General features: G+C 71.4%; 19 protein-coding genes. 8 read left to right on the top strand and 11 right to left on the bottom strand.

Annotated features, from left to right (window positions below):
- Window positions 1-41: 41 nt before the first annotated feature.
- Complete coding sequence (locus tag AB0C25_RS26605) at window positions 42-1,139, bottom strand: hypothetical protein (protein WP_357376948.1); 1,098 nt, start codon at window positions 1,137-1,139, stop codon at window positions 42-44.
- 173 nt (window positions 1,140-1,312) lie between these two features.
- Between AB0C25_RS26605 and AB0C25_RS26600 the strand changes: the two genes are divergently transcribed.
- Window positions 1,313-2,113 (top strand): alpha/beta hydrolase, encoded by an 801-nt coding sequence (locus AB0C25_RS26600; RefSeq protein WP_357376947.1) that lies wholly within the window; start codon window positions 1,313-1,315, stop codon window positions 2,111-2,113.
- Window positions 2,114-2,143: 30 nt separating this feature from the next.
- Here the strand turns inward: AB0C25_RS26600 and AB0C25_RS26595 are convergent, their stop codons facing one another.
- From AB0C25_RS26595 to AB0C25_RS26585, 3 genes are all read right to left on the bottom strand, one after another.
- Window positions 2,144-2,596, bottom strand: coding sequence for a pyridoxamine 5'-phosphate oxidase family protein (locus tag AB0C25_RS26595; RefSeq protein WP_357376946.1), 453 nt, complete (start codon window positions 2,594-2,596; stop codon window positions 2,144-2,146).
- A gap of 105 nt (window positions 2,597-2,701) precedes the next feature.
- A complete protein-coding gene (locus AB0C25_RS26590) occupies window positions 2,702-3,451 on the bottom strand; it encodes a phosphotransferase (protein ID WP_357376945.1) in 750 nt (249 codons plus the stop codon).
- 55 nt (window positions 3,452-3,506) lie between these two features.
- Window positions 3,507-3,938 carry a MerR family transcriptional regulator gene (locus tag AB0C25_RS26585; RefSeq protein ID WP_357376944.1) on the bottom strand — a complete coding sequence of 144 codons (432 nt, stop codon included), beginning with the start codon at window positions 3,936-3,938 and terminating at the stop codon, window positions 3,507-3,509.
- A 71-nt stretch (window positions 3,939-4,009) separates the two neighbouring features.
- On the opposite strand from AB0C25_RS26585, the gene AB0C25_RS26580 reads away from it, so the two are divergent.
- On the top strand, window positions 4,010-4,933 hold the full coding sequence (locus AB0C25_RS26580) for an oxidoreductase (protein ID WP_357376943.1): 924 nt from the start codon (window positions 4,010-4,012) through the stop codon (window positions 4,931-4,933).
- A gap of 66 nt (window positions 4,934-4,999) precedes the next feature.
- On the opposite strand, the gene AB0C25_RS26575 is transcribed toward AB0C25_RS26580, so the two are convergent.
- Window positions 5,000-5,464 (bottom strand): hypothetical protein, encoded by a 465-nt coding sequence (locus AB0C25_RS26575; RefSeq protein WP_357376942.1) that lies wholly within the window; start codon window positions 5,462-5,464, stop codon window positions 5,000-5,002.
- Between the two features lie 292 nt (window positions 5,465-5,756).
- Here AB0C25_RS26575 and AB0C25_RS26570 point away from each other — a divergent pair, with 292 nt between their 5' ends.
- On the top strand, window positions 5,757-6,014 hold the full coding sequence (locus AB0C25_RS26570) for a hypothetical protein (RefSeq protein ID WP_357376941.1): 258 nt from the start codon (window positions 5,757-5,759) through the stop codon (window positions 6,012-6,014).
- A gap of 38 nt (window positions 6,015-6,052) precedes the next feature.
- The gene (locus AB0C25_RS26565; protein ID WP_357376940.1) at window positions 6,053-6,175 is read left to right on the top strand and encodes a hypothetical protein; all 123 of its coding nucleotides are present in this window, start codon (window positions 6,053-6,055) and stop codon (window positions 6,173-6,175) included.
- Window positions 6,176-6,215: 40 nt separating this feature from the next.
- Here AB0C25_RS26565 and AB0C25_RS26560 read toward each other — a convergent pair whose 3' ends face one another.
- Entirely contained in the window at window positions 6,216-6,740 is a 525-nt protein-coding gene (locus AB0C25_RS26560) for a hypothetical protein (RefSeq protein WP_357376939.1), read from the bottom strand.
- 213 nt (window positions 6,741-6,953) lie between these two features.
- On the opposite strand from AB0C25_RS26560, the gene AB0C25_RS26555 reads away from it, so the two are divergent.
- Together AB0C25_RS26555 and AB0C25_RS26550 are read left to right on the top strand one after the other, a co-directional pair.
- Window positions 6,954-7,475 carry a SigE family RNA polymerase sigma factor gene (locus AB0C25_RS26555; RefSeq protein ID WP_357376938.1) on the top strand — a complete coding sequence of 174 codons (522 nt, stop codon included), beginning with the start codon at window positions 6,954-6,956 and terminating at the stop codon, window positions 7,473-7,475.
- Window positions 7,472-8,740, top strand: a complete 1,269-nt coding sequence (locus AB0C25_RS26550; RefSeq protein WP_357376937.1) for a hypothetical protein — start codon at window positions 7,472-7,474, stop codon at window positions 8,738-8,740. The genes AB0C25_RS26555 and AB0C25_RS26550 overlap by 4 nt, the downstream gene beginning before the upstream one ends.
- Window positions 8,741-8,835: 95 nt before the next feature.
- On the opposite strand, the gene AB0C25_RS26545 is transcribed toward AB0C25_RS26550, so the two are convergent.
- The 3 genes from AB0C25_RS26545 to AB0C25_RS26535 all read right to left on the bottom strand — a co-directional run bounded on the left by AB0C25_RS26545 (window position 8,836) and on the right by AB0C25_RS26535 (window position 11,584).
- Window positions 8,836-9,690 (bottom strand): DUF4253 domain-containing protein, encoded by an 855-nt coding sequence (locus AB0C25_RS26545; RefSeq protein WP_357376936.1) that lies wholly within the window; start codon window positions 9,688-9,690, stop codon window positions 8,836-8,838.
- An 83-nt stretch (window positions 9,691-9,773) separates the two neighbouring features.
- The gene (locus tag AB0C25_RS26540; protein ID WP_357376935.1) at window positions 9,774-10,436 is read right to left on the bottom strand and encodes a response regulator transcription factor; all 663 of its coding nucleotides are present in this window, start codon (window positions 10,434-10,436) and stop codon (window positions 9,774-9,776) included.
- Window positions 10,424-11,584: a histidine kinase gene (locus AB0C25_RS26535; protein WP_357376934.1), complete on the bottom strand. Its 1,161-nt coding sequence runs from the start codon at window positions 11,582-11,584 to the stop codon at window positions 10,424-10,426. The genes AB0C25_RS26540 and AB0C25_RS26535 overlap by 13 nt, the downstream gene beginning before the upstream one ends.
- 130 nt (window positions 11,585-11,714) lie before the next feature.
- On the opposite strand from AB0C25_RS26535, the gene AB0C25_RS26530 reads away from it, so the two are divergent.
- Window positions 11,715-12,116, top strand: coding sequence for a DUF6069 family protein (locus AB0C25_RS26530; RefSeq protein WP_357376933.1), 402 nt, complete (start codon window positions 11,715-11,717; stop codon window positions 12,114-12,116).
- Window positions 12,117-12,216: 100 nt separating this feature from the next.
- Here the strand turns inward: AB0C25_RS26530 and AB0C25_RS26525 are convergent, their stop codons facing one another.
- Window positions 12,217-13,059: a LysR family transcriptional regulator gene (locus AB0C25_RS26525; protein WP_357376932.1), complete on the bottom strand. Its 843-nt coding sequence runs from the start codon at window positions 13,057-13,059 to the stop codon at window positions 12,217-12,219.
- A gap of 72 nt (window positions 13,060-13,131) precedes the next feature.
- Here AB0C25_RS26525 and AB0C25_RS26520 point away from each other — a divergent pair, with 72 nt between their 5' ends.
- A complete protein-coding gene (locus AB0C25_RS26520) occupies window positions 13,132-14,334 on the top strand; it encodes an MFS transporter (RefSeq protein ID WP_357376931.1) in 1,203 nt (400 codons plus the stop codon).
- A gap of 61 nt (window positions 14,335-14,395) precedes the next feature.
- On the opposite strand, the gene AB0C25_RS26515 is transcribed toward AB0C25_RS26520, so the two are convergent.
- Window positions 14,396-15,274, bottom strand: coding sequence for a fructosamine kinase family protein (locus AB0C25_RS26515; protein ID WP_357376930.1), 879 nt, complete (start codon window positions 15,272-15,274; stop codon window positions 14,396-14,398).
- Window positions 15,275-15,411 lie beyond the last annotated feature (137 nt).

Genomic DNA, 15,411 nt, shown 5'->3' with positions numbered 1-15,411 from the left:
CGTCATGGTTCGGTAAGAAGTCCGGTGGGCGGGGTGAGCCGCTACCACAGGCCCCGCTCGCGGAGCAGGGCGAGTCGGTCCGGTGGCAGGCAACTGGTCAGGTTCCGGTCCAGGTCGACCAGTTCGAGGTCGACCGCGTACACCACGAAATCGTCGGTGACTGGCAGCGTCGCCGACCAGTCGCGCAGGTTCAACCGAGCCGCGGCCGAGCAGCACAGTCGTCGGAGGATCTCGGATCCGGCCGAGACGTCCGGGTCGTCGGCGTCGAGGAGGGCGAGTTCCTGCCGGATCAGCCGCGACGGCCCGGTGTCGTCGAGGTCGATGTCGGTGCTGGTCTCGAAGTCCTCCGGCGACCAGGCTGCGCGGGCGTCCACCGTGCGCAGGTCGGCCCGTTCCGCCGCGGTGGCGGCGCTGATTCCGAGCGACAGCTGCGCCGGCCCGGCATAGCCGAGGGCGAGGCAGGCGATGGGGTCGTCGACCGGCAGGCGTGCCGCCGCGTCCGGAACCAGTGTCACCACCATGTCTTCAAGGGCTCGGCACGCCGCGTCGAGGTCGAAGCCCACCGGTGGTCGGACGTAGAGCTCCCGCGACTGCCTGCCCGTGACCTCGACGAGCCGGAGCAGGCCGTGGTCGTCGTGCTCGGCCACCAGTACGGCAGGTGAGCGGCCGCGGTGCTCGATCTCGACGCGGCTGATCCGCCCGTCGGTGTACGCGTACGATTCCCGCCCCGAGCCGCGGCGCGCGACCATGTCCGCCGAGCGCATCAACCCGTCTTCGAAGCGGTACTCGTGCAGGTAGATCGGGCCGTCCGTGTCGAAGTGCGCCACCTCGACAACCTCATCGTCGTGCCGGAAGAACGTCTCGTGGTGCAGGCGGCCGTGCAGGAAACCGCTGTACTCCTCGACCACGGACACCCGGCCCTGGCCATCGAACCCGAGTCGCAGGACGTCCACATCCACCGAGGGGCGGGCCTCCAGCCGACGCCCGGGCCTGAGCAGGGCCCGCTCGAAGCGCAGCGGGCGCAGATCGAGGCCCGGCCAGGTGTACCAGTCCCAGACCTCCACGAGTGCGGTCGCTGCCCGCTTCCGGGGCTCGTACTCGTTGGCGAGCTGCGCGAACCGCGCCGCGGCATCAGGCATGCCGAGGATCGTACGACTCACCTCGCCGGGCCCGACCCGACGCGTACATCCGGGTCTGCCACGGTCCGCGCGGCGTGCCTGCCCCCACCCCTCTGCGGGATGTCGTCCCTCGGCCGAGGGACGACATCCGGCCACGCCGGTTCGTAGGGTGGGTGCCCTCGGGAGGGGGAGAGATGGCAGCGACAGGTACGCCCGTGGTGTTCGTCCATGGCATGTTCCTGCACGCCGCATCCTGGGCCAGCTGGGTCGAGCTGTTCCGGACGGCGGGATATGAACCGCTCAATCCAGGCTGGCCGGGTGAGCCGAGCACAGTCGCAGAAGCGCGGCACGAGCCGGACCGGGTCGCTGGCATCGGCATCGACGACATCGTCGCGCACTACGCACAGGTCATCGGCACGCTCGGCGAACGACCGGTCGTCATCGGCCACTCGACCGGCGGCCTGGTGGCGCAGCGCCTCCTCGATCAGGACCTCGCGGTGGCGGCGGTGGCGCTGCAACCTCCACCCATCAGAGGTGTGGCGAACCGCGCGCCGTCGAGCATTCCGGTGGGCTGGCCCCTGCTGCGCAACCCGGCCAACCGGCTACGGGCGATATCGCTGACCGATCGGCAGTTCCGCTACAGCCACGGCAACGCGCTCACCACACTCGAATCCGACCGGTTGTACCGGCAGTGGGTCATCCCCTCACCCGGCAGGCCGGTCTTCGAGCTGGTGTCCGCGAACCTCTCCCGACGCTCACCAGCCACGATCGACGTTGCCAACCCGGCCCGGGGACCACTGCTCATGGTGGCCGGCGGTAGGGACCACAGTGCGCCCGCGGCCGTCGTCAGGGCCACGGTCAAGCGGTACCGCGTCTCCTCGGCGGTCACCGACTACCAGGAGTTTCCCGACCGCGGGCACTCGATGCCGATCGACGGCGGCTGGCGTGCGGTCGCCGACGCCACACTGGCCTGGATGCGACGCCACCTCCGGTGACCGCCATGTCTCCGGCGGGGTCACAGCCGTTCAGACGAGCCACTGACCGGCACGCATCAGGTCCCGACCGGCAAGTTCGTTCTCCTCCCGCCACGCCTGAATCCGGCGAGGCGTCACTCGCAAGTACGCGTAGGGGGTTGTGCCGACCCGAGCGTCCCAGAGCTTCGCGGCGAAGGCGTCGGCCAGATCGACCGGTACGGTCACGCGCGAGAACGTCTCGACGGTGCCATCGATGAGTACCACGTCGCGGGTCGTGCCTACCGACATCCGCACTCGTCCCGAGGCACGCAGATTGCGCGCGGTCGGGCTGGACTCGGTTGTGGCCAGGGTGAGGGTCACGCCGTCCCAGAGGAAGGAGAGCGGCACCAGGTGGGCGTTGCCGTCCCGGTCGGCTGAGGCGACCCACGCGTCCAGGTCGCGGTCGAGGCGGGCGAGGGTGTCCTGCTTGCGCTGCTGTGGAGTGCGCGGTGCGTCGGCTGCCACGTCTGAAATCCTCCCATCGTGCGTGCGGCCCCCGGCGGTCCCGGTGCCGAGCCACCGCACATCGTCCGGCATCGGTGCGCCTGGGTACCGCCGGCCCCGCTCTGATCACTCCAGCCCGGCCAGCCAGGCGTCGCGGTGTGCGTCGAGGTAGTCGGCAGTTGCCAGCCAGTAGGGACCGTCCTCGGTCCAGATCCTGGCCCACGGCTGGCGCTGGTGGCGGGCGCCCTCGCGCAGCAGGTCGTACATGGCTCTGGCGCGGCGGCCCAACAGGACGGCCAGCGCCGGACGGGATGCGTCATCGAGGCCGTAGCCGTCGACGAACGCCCGCAGCCGTGCCGCGGACTGCGGCACCGGCCGGTCTGCGCGGAGGCCGGCCATGCTCTGGACCGCGTACGCGAGGTCCCACAGTCGCGAGCCTGGCGCGGCCCCGTCCCAGTCGATCAGCACCCACCCCCGATCCGACCTGACCAGGTTCCATGGTGCTACGTCGTTGTGGCAGATCATCTCTTCCCGGTCCGGCGGGATGACCTGGTTCCAGCTCGCGCCGGCCGGCGGTACGAAGCTGGCCAGCGCCTCGTGCAGGTGCGCCAGCAGCCGCCCGATCGAGCGCAGTTCCGTGGCGGGGTAGGTGCCGGACTCAGCACCCATCTCGCCCGGGACGTATTCCAGCACCTGCCTGCCCTGCTCGTCCCGGCCCAGCGGGCGAGGGCACGCGGTGAACCCGACGGCGTGCAGGTGGTCGAGCAGCAGGTCGACCATGTCCGTCCAGGGTCCGACGGGCCGTCGAACCGTGTCGCCGACTCGCACGACCCCGCTAGTGACGTTCCCCCGCAACACCTCTTCGCGGTTACTCACCCCGAGATTCTGCCCGGACAGTTGCGGATGTGGACGCCGGCCGAGGCGCGGTTGCTCACCGTTCCGCCTGCGCCGCGGGCTGGGGGTGCCGCTGCCAGGGATCTCCGGTCGCGCCGGCGGCGAGGTGTTCCTCATAGCTGGCCACCTTGCCGTTGACGAGATCGAGGCAGTCGCTCAGCTGCGCGAGCTGCTCGGTGATGTGCCGCTGGTGATCGCGGAGCAGTTCGAGCCGTTCGGCCTCGTTGCCGCTGCCCTCGCGAACGAGTTGGGCCAGGCGGCTGATCGTCGCGAGCGGCATCCCGGAGGCCCGGAACTTCACGCAGTTCGCCAACCACTGCAGATCCCAGGCGCTGTAGACACGCCTGCCGGATCCGTCCCGCCGCACCTCGCTGGCCAGCAGACCCTTGCGCTCGTAGAGCCGTAGCGTGTGCACGCTCAACCCGGTGCGCTGCGCCACCTGTCCGATGCTGAGGTCCCGGTCCGACACAGCCTCGACCGTAGCCGGTAGCCCCGCAGTCCGTTGACCTAGACCACGGTCCAGCACCTAGCGTCGCCGGCATGACCAGCGAGACTACCCACCCCAAATTCGGTGCCCACAGTACGACCGGAGACGTCCTCGACGGAGTCGACCTCACCGGCAGGACCGCCGTCGTCACGGGCGGCTACTCGGGCCTCGGTCTCGCCACCACCCGCGCGCTCACCCGGGCGGGGGCTCGCGTCGTCGTCCCCGCCCGCCGGCCGGACGCGGCGCGGCAGGCGCTCGCCGGCGTGGCCGGGGTCGAGGTCGACCAGGTCGACCTCGCCGACCTCGCCTCCGTCCGCGCGTTCGCCGAGCGGTTTCTGCGCAGTCATTCCGTCCTCGACATCCTGGTCGCGGGAGCAGGGGTCATGGCGTGCCCGGAGACGCGGGTGGGACCCGGCTGGGAGGCGCAGTTCGCGATCAACCACCTCGGTCACTACGCACTGGTGAACCTGCTGTGGCCGGCGCTCGTCGCCTCCGATGCTGCCCGTGTGGTCTCGGTCGCCTCCGGCCGCGACCCCTCATGGCGGATCCGGTGGGACGACGTGCAGTTCGAGCGCGGCTACGACAAGTGGGAGGCCTACACCCAGTCGAAGCTCGCGAACATCCTGTTCGCCCGCCACCTCGGCCTGCTCGGCGGACCGCACCGGGTCCGCGCCTTCTCCGTCAACCCGGGCTACATCCAGACCCCGCTGCAACGACACCTCACGGTCGAGGAGATGGTCGCCGCCGGCTGGATCGACGCGGACGGGACTCCCGCGCCGGGCCTGTTCAAGACCGTCGAGCAGGGCGCGGCGACCCAGGTCTGGGCCGCCACCTCACCTCACCTCGACGGGTACGGCGGCGACTACTGCGCGGACTGCCAGGTCACCGACGGCAGCCCCGACGACAGCAGTACGGCGGCCCGGCTCTGGGCGCTCTCGGCCGACCTGACCGGCCTCGATCTCATCGACCGCGCCTGACCCGTCCCGCCTGCTCGCGCCTCTACCGCAAGGGGAGCTTCCTCCCGGAGTCTGTCGGCGATGCGCCTACTCAGCGGTCGCCAGCTGGTGCGCCAGCCGATCCCGGCCGCTCCTGATCAGCTCCCCGTACTCGTCATCGCCAAGCGCGCCGATCCCCGCCTCGGCATGCTGGAGGTGTTCGCGGGCACGGCCGAGGTCGCCGAGCTTGCGATAGCAATCCGCCAGGTTGAGATGCAACGACGGGTACAGGGCCGCCACGGACATCGGCACGCCGGCCCGCGCGACTCGCGCTTCGGTGAGCAGGTCGGCCGCCACGAGCGCTCGCTGGTCCCAGACCAACTCCTGGTGGGCGTCGTCCTGCACGTCGGCCATCGAGTGTGCGAGGACGCAGACGTGCAGGGGGTCGCCTCCCTCGCCGCCGATGTCGTCCCAGATCTCTGCGAACAGGTCACGAGCGGCTGCACGCTGGCCGTGCTGGTGATGCAACTGCACGCCCTCGTTGATGCGGGTGAGCGTTTCATCGGTGCTCATCAGCCGGTCCTTCCCCGCTCACGTCGCGACCATGGCACGGATCGTACCCGCGCGGGTCGCGGGCCACCGTACTGCCGGACGCGCTGTGGCCATCCCGAGCTGACCCCGCGTGGCCAGGGTGGATGCCCGTTCGATGGAGATCACGCTGGCGGATCATCGCGGTAGCGCCGCCCGTTGTCGGGAATCGGATCGCGCACGTCCATGTAAGCCTTACTTTCACAAACTTCGATGTCCTGGCCCTGGCTCGACGGGGAGCGTCGGTGCGCCGCGGACGGTGGTGGGAGGAGACTTCATGCGCGGACGCAGATGGGCGACCCTGGTGGTGGCGGTGACGCTCGCACTGGGTGGGCTGGTCGGGACCGGCGCCACTCCGGCTGCGGCGGACCCGCAGGGCGGCACGCTGCGCAATGTCTACTCCGACGGCCAGTTCTGCAACAGCTATGGCAGCGAGGGCGCCCGGACCGGCCTGTGGAGCTGGTACTACTGCGAGTACCGGCAGTACGGCCCCAACGCGCCCGGCTTCTACTTCCTCTGGACCTTCACCTACTAGTGCCCGGTCGGACATTCTTGCGTGGCACGCATATTTGCGTGCCACGCAAGAAGTGCTGCCAAGGTGGCGTGTCGGGGCTGCGGGAGCGCAAGAAGGCCGAGACGCGGGCGGCGCTCACCCAGGCCGCGCTGGAGCAGTTCACCCGCGGCCGGCCGGAATGAGAGGCCGCTACCTTCCGGCTGTCCGCCACCCAGACGCAGCTCAGGGGTTGCGGCGTAGTTCGCGCAACACCCCGTGCCGGCGTACGGCCCACACCAGCCGCCGGACGCTCGGATGCCGTACGAACAGCACCGCCACCTGCCGGATCAGGCCGAACCGGTTGTCGCTCACCTGGTTGTCGATCGCCTGCCAGATCAGCTCGCGTACCTTGGCGTTGTCCAGCACGGCGCGCATCTCACGCCGCACCGCGGGATCCTCGGCCGCCGAGGCGATGGCGGCAGCCTGACCGGGCCGGTCCGCAAGCGGCTCCACCGCCGCCGCGACGAGCGGCCGGCGTACCTCGTCCTGCTCCAGCAGCAGCAGTACGGCTTCCCGAATCTCGGTCGTGTCCAGGGCGGACCGCAGCAGGTTCAACAGGCTGCGCTCGACCTCGTGGTCGTGGTCCGCGACGGACAGCGTGGCCAGCAGCAGTGCCACCTCGTCGAGATCGATGAGGTGGCGCAGCCCGCTGCGGAACTCGGGCAGCTCCCAGGCGACCTGGAGGGCCTTGACGAGATTGCGGTTCATGAACCATCCGCTACCCGAAAGCAACAGCCGGCGAAACCCCGCGACCGGTCCGCTCACGGTCCGTGGCGGAGACTTCCTGACATGAGTCGTGTGTCGGTGGATCAGCAGGGTCTGCGGCGGGTCGTCCGGGAATTCGGCCGAGCAGATCGCCGGACCGGTAAACCTCGTGGGCCGACGCGGTGTCTTGCTGGTTGACGAGGCCCGGGAGGTCGGATGAGTGATTCGCGTGGGGCGGAGTTCGATGACTTCGTGCGCACCCGGTCGGTGGTGTTGCTGCGGGTTGCCTTTCTCTTGACCGGGGATCGGCACGCCGCCGAGGACCTGCTCCAGGAGGTGCTGGAGCAGGTGTACGTGCGCTGGCGTCGGGTGCAGAGCAGCCCGGAGGCGTACGCGCGACGTGCGCTGGTCAATCGGTCCATCAATCGGTGGCGTTGGCGTGCCCGGCGTCCGGAACGGGCGCTCGGTGACCACGACGGCGTCGCCCGGGACCACGCCGACGCCGTCGCGGTTCGCGAGCTGGTCGTCGGGGCGCTGCGGGCGTTGCCGGCCCGGCAGCGGGCCGCGGTGGTGCTCCGTTACCTGGAGGATCTGCCGGTCGCCGACGTCGCGGCGGCGATGGGGTGCTCCGCGGGCGCGGTGAAGAGTCACGCGTCGCGCGGGCTGGCACGGCTGCGGGCGGCGCTGGCGGAATCGGGTCTCGCCATGCCCATCACGGAAACCAGGAGTGCGCGATGACAACTAACGACAGTGACGTGCGCGAGATCCTGCGTCGCGCGACGGATGACCTGGTCGTCCCGGCGGAGTTGCCGGCCGCGGCGCGCCGGGGTGGGCGGCGGAGGGTGGCACGCCGCCGGGCCGTGGTGGCGGCTCTCTGCGTGGCCGTGGTGGCCCTCCCCGTGGTCGGCGGGCTCCGACTGGCCGGCGACGGGGGTGAGGCGCCGGCCGCCGCGCCGCTGTTCGACGAGCCCACACGCGGTGACCTGGCCGCCGACGACGGGTACCTGCGGCAGGTCCGCGAGGCGTGGGAACGCCAGCTGGGGCAGATGGGTGAGGGGGCGCGCGGCGAACCGCACGTTGTCTGGGCCGGTAACACACCCGCTGGCCCGGCCGCCTACGTCGCCGGGGACACCACGAACGACACATCGGTGGGGTTCGTCGAACCCACCGCCGACGGCCCGCGCATCGACACCCTGACCCGGGTCGACGATTCCGGAACGGATGGCCTCGAGCAGGCGGCGCTGCTCGGCTCGCAGCGCGACGTGCTGCTCGTGCTCGACTTCGGGCAACAGGTGGAGTTCTCGGCGGACCTGCGGTATCTGCCCGACGGCAAGATCGAGCGGACCTTCACTCCGGTGGACTTCCGGGACGGCGCGGCGGTGCTGTCGGTGCCGCCGCAGCGCACGAAGCTCACCATCGCGCTCGCCCGGACGCCGGTCAGCCGGGCGAACGCGATTCACATCAACAACACGGAACTGATCCTCACGCCGGACAGCCAGGACCGGCCGGCGTCACCGCTGCTCCGCCACACGTTGCCCGGCACCGAGCAGGTGTGGGGAATCGATCCGGCTGCCGAAGAGGTGAGCGCGCCAACCGAAGCCATCGCCGACTACCTCGACCCGGTGGGCGTGCACACGCACAACGGATCACCGCGTCTGACGGTCTACGGAGCAACCCCCGACGGCCGGCGGCTCCTCGTGGAAACCATCCAGTACGACGACGATCCGACCCGCGTCATCGCCCTGCTCGCCGGCAGAAACCTGCCCTTCGAGGCGGTCGCCAGCACGACCGTGAACTGGCAGGCGCCGCTGCCGGTGCGGCTACGACTGCCCGACGACCAGGGCATTCTGGTCGCCGCCGAGGGGTCGGCGTTGAGCTATCGGGTCGGCGACGGTCAGTGGCAGGACGTCGGCCGTAACGCGGCACTCGTACCCGCTGCGGCCACCGACGTCCGTGTCACCGGCGCCGACGGCACCACGACCAGCGTCCCCGTCGGCTCCTGATCCACTGGCATGGCTTCGGTGAAGCCGGGGTGTCCGTCGAGCCCGGACACCCCGGTTTCAGGAAGATCGAGGCGCTGTTCGGATGCACATCCAGGTCAGGGGCGGTTGTGCACGAACCACGCGTCGCCGGCCGCCAGGGCAACGGCGACCTCCCACCGGCTCAACTCGAGGTTCGGGGCGAGCGCCTTGAGTTGACCGGCGGCGGCCCACGCGTCGTCGCCCGGCGTCGGGCGACGACCCACCTGGAACTGGAGCATGGTGCCCCACGACGCGACCAGACGGGCTTCCCACCGGTGCCGCCACTGCGCCAGCACCTCGGCGAGTTCCTGTCGGTCCTCCAGGGTCAGCGCACCGAAGAAGTCCACCCAGTACGCGCAAGCGCGGACGTCGGTGGTCGGCAGCAACATGAGCAGAACGCTGTCCGGCGTGTACCAGTAGTCGAACTGCGTCACCAACCGCACGCTGTCCAGCACCTGGGCATGCAGGTCGGTGTCGGTGAGCAGCCGCTCGTACAGCGTCCGTTCCAGCTCGGGGACCGGAGTCGGCAGCACCACATCCGACACCAGGGCCATCAGGTCGACACCGGCCGCGCCGCGCGCGTGGTGCTCCACCCCGCCCTCGCCGGCCACGTGGTCCTCGCTGTGGCGGCGGTATGCCAGCCAGGGTTCGGAGGACCGCGCGGCCTCGACGAACGCGCGCAGCTCCGACCCCGACGGACCCCGCTCGGGCTCCTGCCGAATTGTCATCTCGTCGTCGACGTCGTCGCTGACCAGGACCGGCAGCCGTCCGATGACCGGCACCAGTGCGTCGGCTGCCTGCCACGCCTCCCGCAGGCGCTCGGGGTCGACGTCGGCGACGAGGACGCTGCCCGACGGGCCGTGCCCGATCGGCAGGCCGGCAAGTGGCGTGCCGGCGAATGCCGCTTCGATCTGGTCGAGGTCGATGTGCACGGCGAGAGTATCCCCGATCCGATGGGGCGCGGATGGCCCTGGCATTCCCCGGTCGCGCGCCTGTTCCGAGCGCGGAGATCCGGTCAGAGGAGCCGGCCGTCGTGGGCGAGCAGGGCTATCTGGGTACGGTTGTCGAGATCCAGCTTGGTCAGGATGTGCGAGACGTGGGCCTTCACCGTCGTCACGCTCATCAGCAGTTCGCCGGCGATCTCGGCGTTGGCGCGTCCCTGCGCGATGGCCAGCACGACGTCGCGTTCCCGGGGCGTGAGCAGGGCCAACCGCTCGCGCGCCCGCTCCTGGGACGCGGCCCCGGACGCGACCCGCTGCATGAGGCGGCGCGTCACGCCCGGAGACAGCATCGGGTTGCCGGCGGCGACCGCGCGGACCGCCTGGCTGATCTGTTCCGGCGGGGTGTCCTTGAGCAGGAAGCCGCTGGCCCCGGCGCGGAGGGCCCGCACCACGTGCTCGTCGGTGTCGAACGTGGTGAGCACGATGATCTCGGGTGGCCGGTGGCGGCGACGCAGGCGCTGGGTGGCGGTGATGCCGTTGACGCCGGGCATCCTGATGTCCATCAGCACCACGTCGGGTGTATGCCTGTCCACCGCGGTGATCGCCGTGGCGCCGTCGGCGGCCTCGCCCACGACGACGATCCCGTCGGCGCCGTCGAGCATCAGCGTGAGCATTCCCCGGACGAGGGGATCGTCGTCGACGATGACGACCCGGATCGGGCCCGTCACGTCGGCCACGGCAGCCACGCGGTGAGGTGAAAACGCCCTGCGGCGTCGACGTGGTGCGTCACGCGACCACCGGTGAGCGCGGCCCGTTCGGCCAGTCCGATCAGGCCGGTGCCAACGCTGCCGGTGGCACCGCTGGCGGGCGTGGTCGGGTTGCTCACCGCGATGCGCAGACCGGAGCCGGGCGCGCCGCCGAGCACCAGCCGGACCGGTTGGCCGGCCGCGTGCTTGCGGGCGTTGGTCAGTGCCTCCTGGGCGATCCGGTACGCGGTGCGGCCCACCGCCGGGGGAATCTCGACCGGCGGGCCGAGCGGGTCGTCGACCTCGATCTGTTGCCCGGCGGCCCGCGCCTCGTCGAGCAGGCGCGGCAGGTCGGCAAGGGTCTGCCCGGGTGGCGCGTCGGTCGGCGACTCGACGTCGTCGCTGCGCAGCAGCGTGATGACCTCGCGCAGCTCGTCGAGGGCGTGCTGCGCGCTGGCCCGGATCACCCCGGCGGCGGCGCTGAGCCGCTCGGGCGCGGCATCCGGCCGGTACTCCATCGCGCCGGCGGCCGCCGCCAGCAGGGACAACCGGTGGGCCAGCACGTCGTGCATCTCCCGCGCGATCCGGCTGCGCTCGGCCGCCCGCGCCTCGACGACCCGTCGTTCCTGCTCCTGCTCGGCCCGCCGGGCCCGATCCCGCAGCGCTGCCAGCAGGGCGTGCCGGGCCTGCGCCCAGGTGCCCCAGCCGAGCAGGGCCGCGTACGCGATCGCCATCAGCAGCAGCCGCCAGCCGTACGGCAGGCTGGGCACCGGCCGCCAGAGCGCCTGCGCCGCCTCGCCCGCCACGCCGACCGCCGCTGTCGTCGCTGCCTGCCGAAACGGCCGGTTGCGGGCGGTGAACAGCACCGCGAAGCTGGCCACCGGCGTGGCCACCGGAGAGAGCGCGACGAGCAGGCCGGCCAGCACGCCACCGATCTCCGGTCGGCGGACGACCACCGGCACGAGGGTCAGCGCGGCCACCGCCAGCGCGACGTCGGTGCCGACCAGAGCGGTGGAGCTGGAACGGACGGCGGACCACAGCATGGTCGCGACGAGGACGCCGATCGCCACGGTCGTCACGCCCACCGGGAGGAAACGCCACCTCCTCGGCTGCGCTACCTCGCACGTCGCCGCATCCATTCGCGCAGGCTACTGGGCTCGCGGCGGGGCGGACCACCTCCTTTGGTAGTACGCCCCACCGCCGGCGGACGTACCCGCCGCGGCGTCCGGACCGACGTGTCCGGCCGACCCCGCTCCACACACTCGGAGCATGACGAACAATGTGCTCCCGCGACGAGCCACGGTGGTGGCCGGCGCGGTCCTGGTGGCGGCGGCCGAGTTCGCGCTCCTGCACTCGGTGGCGGGCGTCGACCTGACGGTCAGGTCTGGCAGTTCGACCCGGCAGATCACCGTGGCCGCGGTCGTCGTGGCCGCCGCGGTCGCGGCGCTGGCCGGTTGGGCGCTGCTCGCGGTACTGGAACGCCGGACCAACCGTCCCCGGGTCTGGTGGACCTCGGTCGCAGTCGCGGTCCTGCTGCTGTCGCTCGTGGTCGGGCCGCCGAGTGGCGTCGGCGGGGAAGCGATGGCGATCCTCGCGCTGCTGCACCTGAGCGTCGGCGTCGTTGTCATCCTCGGCCTGTCCCGGCCGCGCCCGGAAGGGCTGGACCGATGACCGCGCTGCTGAGTAGGCGACGGCGGCGCTTTTTGATCATGATGGCGGTCGTCGGCGCGGGGAGTGGGTGACCCGTCCGCCCGACGACGCGGGCGCGTGCTCAGACGATGCGACGGAGCGCGGTCTCCACGGCGTCGATCAGCGGATCACCTTCGGTCCGTGGGTGCCGTGCGAGGCCGAACTCGACGTCCGGCAGGACGGGCAGGGCATCGGCGTCCCGGCAGATCATGACCGGTTCGAGGTTCGCGGGCATGAGCGCCGCGACGGCGAGCCCGGCCCGTACCGCGGCGAGCACTCCGACCAGGCTGTTGCTCTCGAACGCGACCCGCCAGCGCCGGTCGGCGCGCTCCAGCGTGTCCAGCACGGACGTACGCCAGGAGCAGGGGTTGGAGAACAACACCACCGGCAGCGGATCGGCGGCCACGTCCACACCCTGCCCGGTCGCCCAGACCAGCGGGGACCGCACCGTCCAGCGGGGCGGCCCGGGGATGTCCGGCAACGCGTCGAGGACGAGTTGGACCCGGCCGGCGTCGTAGGCCTCCCGCATGGCGGAGTTGGAACAGCTGAGCACCTCCAGCGTCGCGCCGGGGTGCAGCCGGGCGAGGTCGGCGAGGGCCTGTGGAAGCTGGGACGCGGCGAGGTCTTCGAGTAGCCCGACGCCACAGTGACCGGTGAGCGTACGTCCGGTTTCGGCGAGTGCCTGTGCGGAGAGCGCGAGGATGCGTTCGGCGTACGGCAGGAGTTCCTCCCCGGCCCGGGTCGGCGAGACGCCAGACGACGACCGGTGCAGCAGCGGACGGCCGACGACGCTCTCGAGCTTGCGCAATTGCTGGCTGAGACCGGGCTGGGTATGCCCGATCGCGGTCGCGGCGCGGCTGATGCTGCCCTCCCGCACGGCGGCGACGAACGACCGCAGCAGAGCCGTCTCCAGATCCCTGGCCATAAGGATTCATTATGCCGGCCGCAACAAACTGACGTCTTCTTATGGCGTGTGGAGCGAATTAGCGTCAGTCGGGTGACCGGATACCGGCAGGTGCTCGCCGTGCCAGGAATGGCACCGCTGCTGGGCGTCTCGCTGCTCGCCCGCACCGCGATAACTGCTGATGTGATGGCACTGACGATCTTTGTCGTCCTGGACCTGGAGCTGAGCTACGCGGCAGCGGGTGGAGTTGCCGCGGCCCTGACCGCCGGAGTGGCGCTCGGCGGGCCGCTGCTCGGCCGCGTCGTCGACTCACGGGGCCCGCGCCTCGTCCTGCTGGTGACGGTCACCGTGCAGGTCGTGTTCTGGCTGGGCGTGCCGGTCCTGCCGTACGAGTTCCTGCTGGTCGCCAGCCTGGTGGCGGGCCTGCTGATGGTGCCGGCCCAGGCGGTGGGCAGGCAGGCGATAGCCGCGATGACGACGGCGGAGCAGCGCCGACCCGCGTTCGCGCTGGAATCGGTGCAGGGCGAGCTGTCGTACATCGTGGGGCCGGCGGTGGTGATCCTGGGCGCGGCCACGATGTCCCCCGACGTGGTGGCGTGGGGGGTCGGTGCGGCGATCCTGGCCGGCGGGGTCGGCCTCGCCCTGCTCAATCCACCGATGCACGCCGAGGACGAGGCGGCCGCCGCAGCCGGGGCGCGACCCTCGCGCCGGCAGTGGCTGCGCGCCCCGATGATCGCCGCGCTGACGATGGCGTTCGGCGCCACGACGCTGCTCAGCGGCGTCGACCTCGCCATCGTCGCCACGCTGCGGGACGTCGGTCAGGTGTCCTGGGCCGCCGTGGTCGTGGTGGTGTTCGGCGTCTCGTCCGTCATCGGTGGACTGATCTACGGCACGCTGACCCGACCGCTGCCCACGTGGCTGCTGCTCGGCCTGCTCGGGCTCGTGACGGTCCCGGTCGGGCTCGCCCACGACTGGCGCTGGATGTGCGTGGCCGTCGTAGCCAGCGGGCTCCTCACCGCGCCGACCCTCTCCACGGTGGCCGACGCGGTGAGCCGACTCGCGCCACCTGGTGTGCGGGGCGAGGTGACGGGTCTGCAGTCGTCGGCGCAGAGCGCCGGTTTCGCCCTCGGCTCCCCACTCGTCGGCCTGGCGATCGACCTGACCGTGCCGGCGGGCGGGTTCACGACGGCCGGGCTCGCCGGCCTGGCCGCCGCACTGACCGGGTACGTCCTGTCCCGCCGCCCGTCCGTGCGAACCGCGGATCCAGTCGATCTCAGGTCTGTTGTCCGCGACTGAGTCCGGCTGGCCATCGGGCCGGCGCGTTCCTGAGGGACACCAGCGGCACGGACGCCTCGGGTCAGGATCGCGTCCGGAACGGGGCGAGCACGGCACGGATCTGGTCGGCCGCGCCCCAGTCGTCGTCGAACTGGGCCAGTACGGCGAGGTGTTGTCGCAGCTGGACGATCGGCATCCGGTCCCGCCAGCCGTCGTCGAGCGCGGTCCGGTCCGCGTAGACCTCGAAGAACCGTCGCGCCTCGGGCGGGGGAGAGGTGGACCAGACGTGGGCGAGGTCGACCTCGGCCCACATGTAGGACACCGCCGGGTCGATCAGCGCGGGCCGCCCGTCCGCGGTGGCCAGGATGTTCTGGGTCCACAGGTCGCCGTGCGTCAGGCACGCGGGCCGGTCCGGCAGGAGGTCGGGCAGCCGGTGACAGAGGCGTTCCAGTGCCGCCCGGTCTCCGGCGTCGAGCGCCGACTCCACCCGGGGCTCCCCGAGCCACCGGAGCAGTCGGTGCTCCGCGAAGAACGCGTGGCCGTCGTCCTGCCACGTGTTGACCTGGCGGCGGCGGCCCAGCCAGTTGTCGTGGTGCCAACCGAAGCGGGGATGGGCCGTGGTCAGGTGCATGTCGGCGAGCAGGTGTGCGAGCCGTTCCCAGAAGACCTCGCTGTGCGGCCTCGGGTGCAGCACCGACAACACGAGCAGTCCCCGGTCCGCCAGGAGCACCTCCGGTGTCGGTACGCCGCCAAGCTCGCGCAGCACGGCCAGCCCTTCGGCCTCAGCCCGGAAGACCCCGTCGGCGGGCGTGTCGGCGAACGCCTTGACGAACACCGGCGGCGCGTCCCGGCGGGTGGCTATGCCCGCGACCGCCGCCACCCCGCCGGTCACCGGCTCCACCGTGACGACCTCCATCCCGGCCGCGAGCAGGCGGTCCAGCAGGATCGTCGTCGAGAGCATCGGGCGCACTCCTCAGGGTCGGTGTGTTCAGGTCACCACACCCTAGGTGGCGGCGAACCGTCCTCCGGGTAGCCCGTCGTGGCGCCGGCTTGATTACATCGCCTGACGTCAATACATTGTCGGTGGGCGCCGCCGAG

It is taken from the genome of Micromonospora sp. NPDC048839 (assembly GCF_040649915.1).
Classification (GTDB): domain Bacteria; phylum Actinomycetota; class Actinomycetes; order Mycobacteriales; family Micromonosporaceae; genus Micromonospora.
The sequence above is the reverse complement of the archived record's forward strand: the minus strand, read 5'-3'. Positions and strand labels throughout refer to the sequence as shown.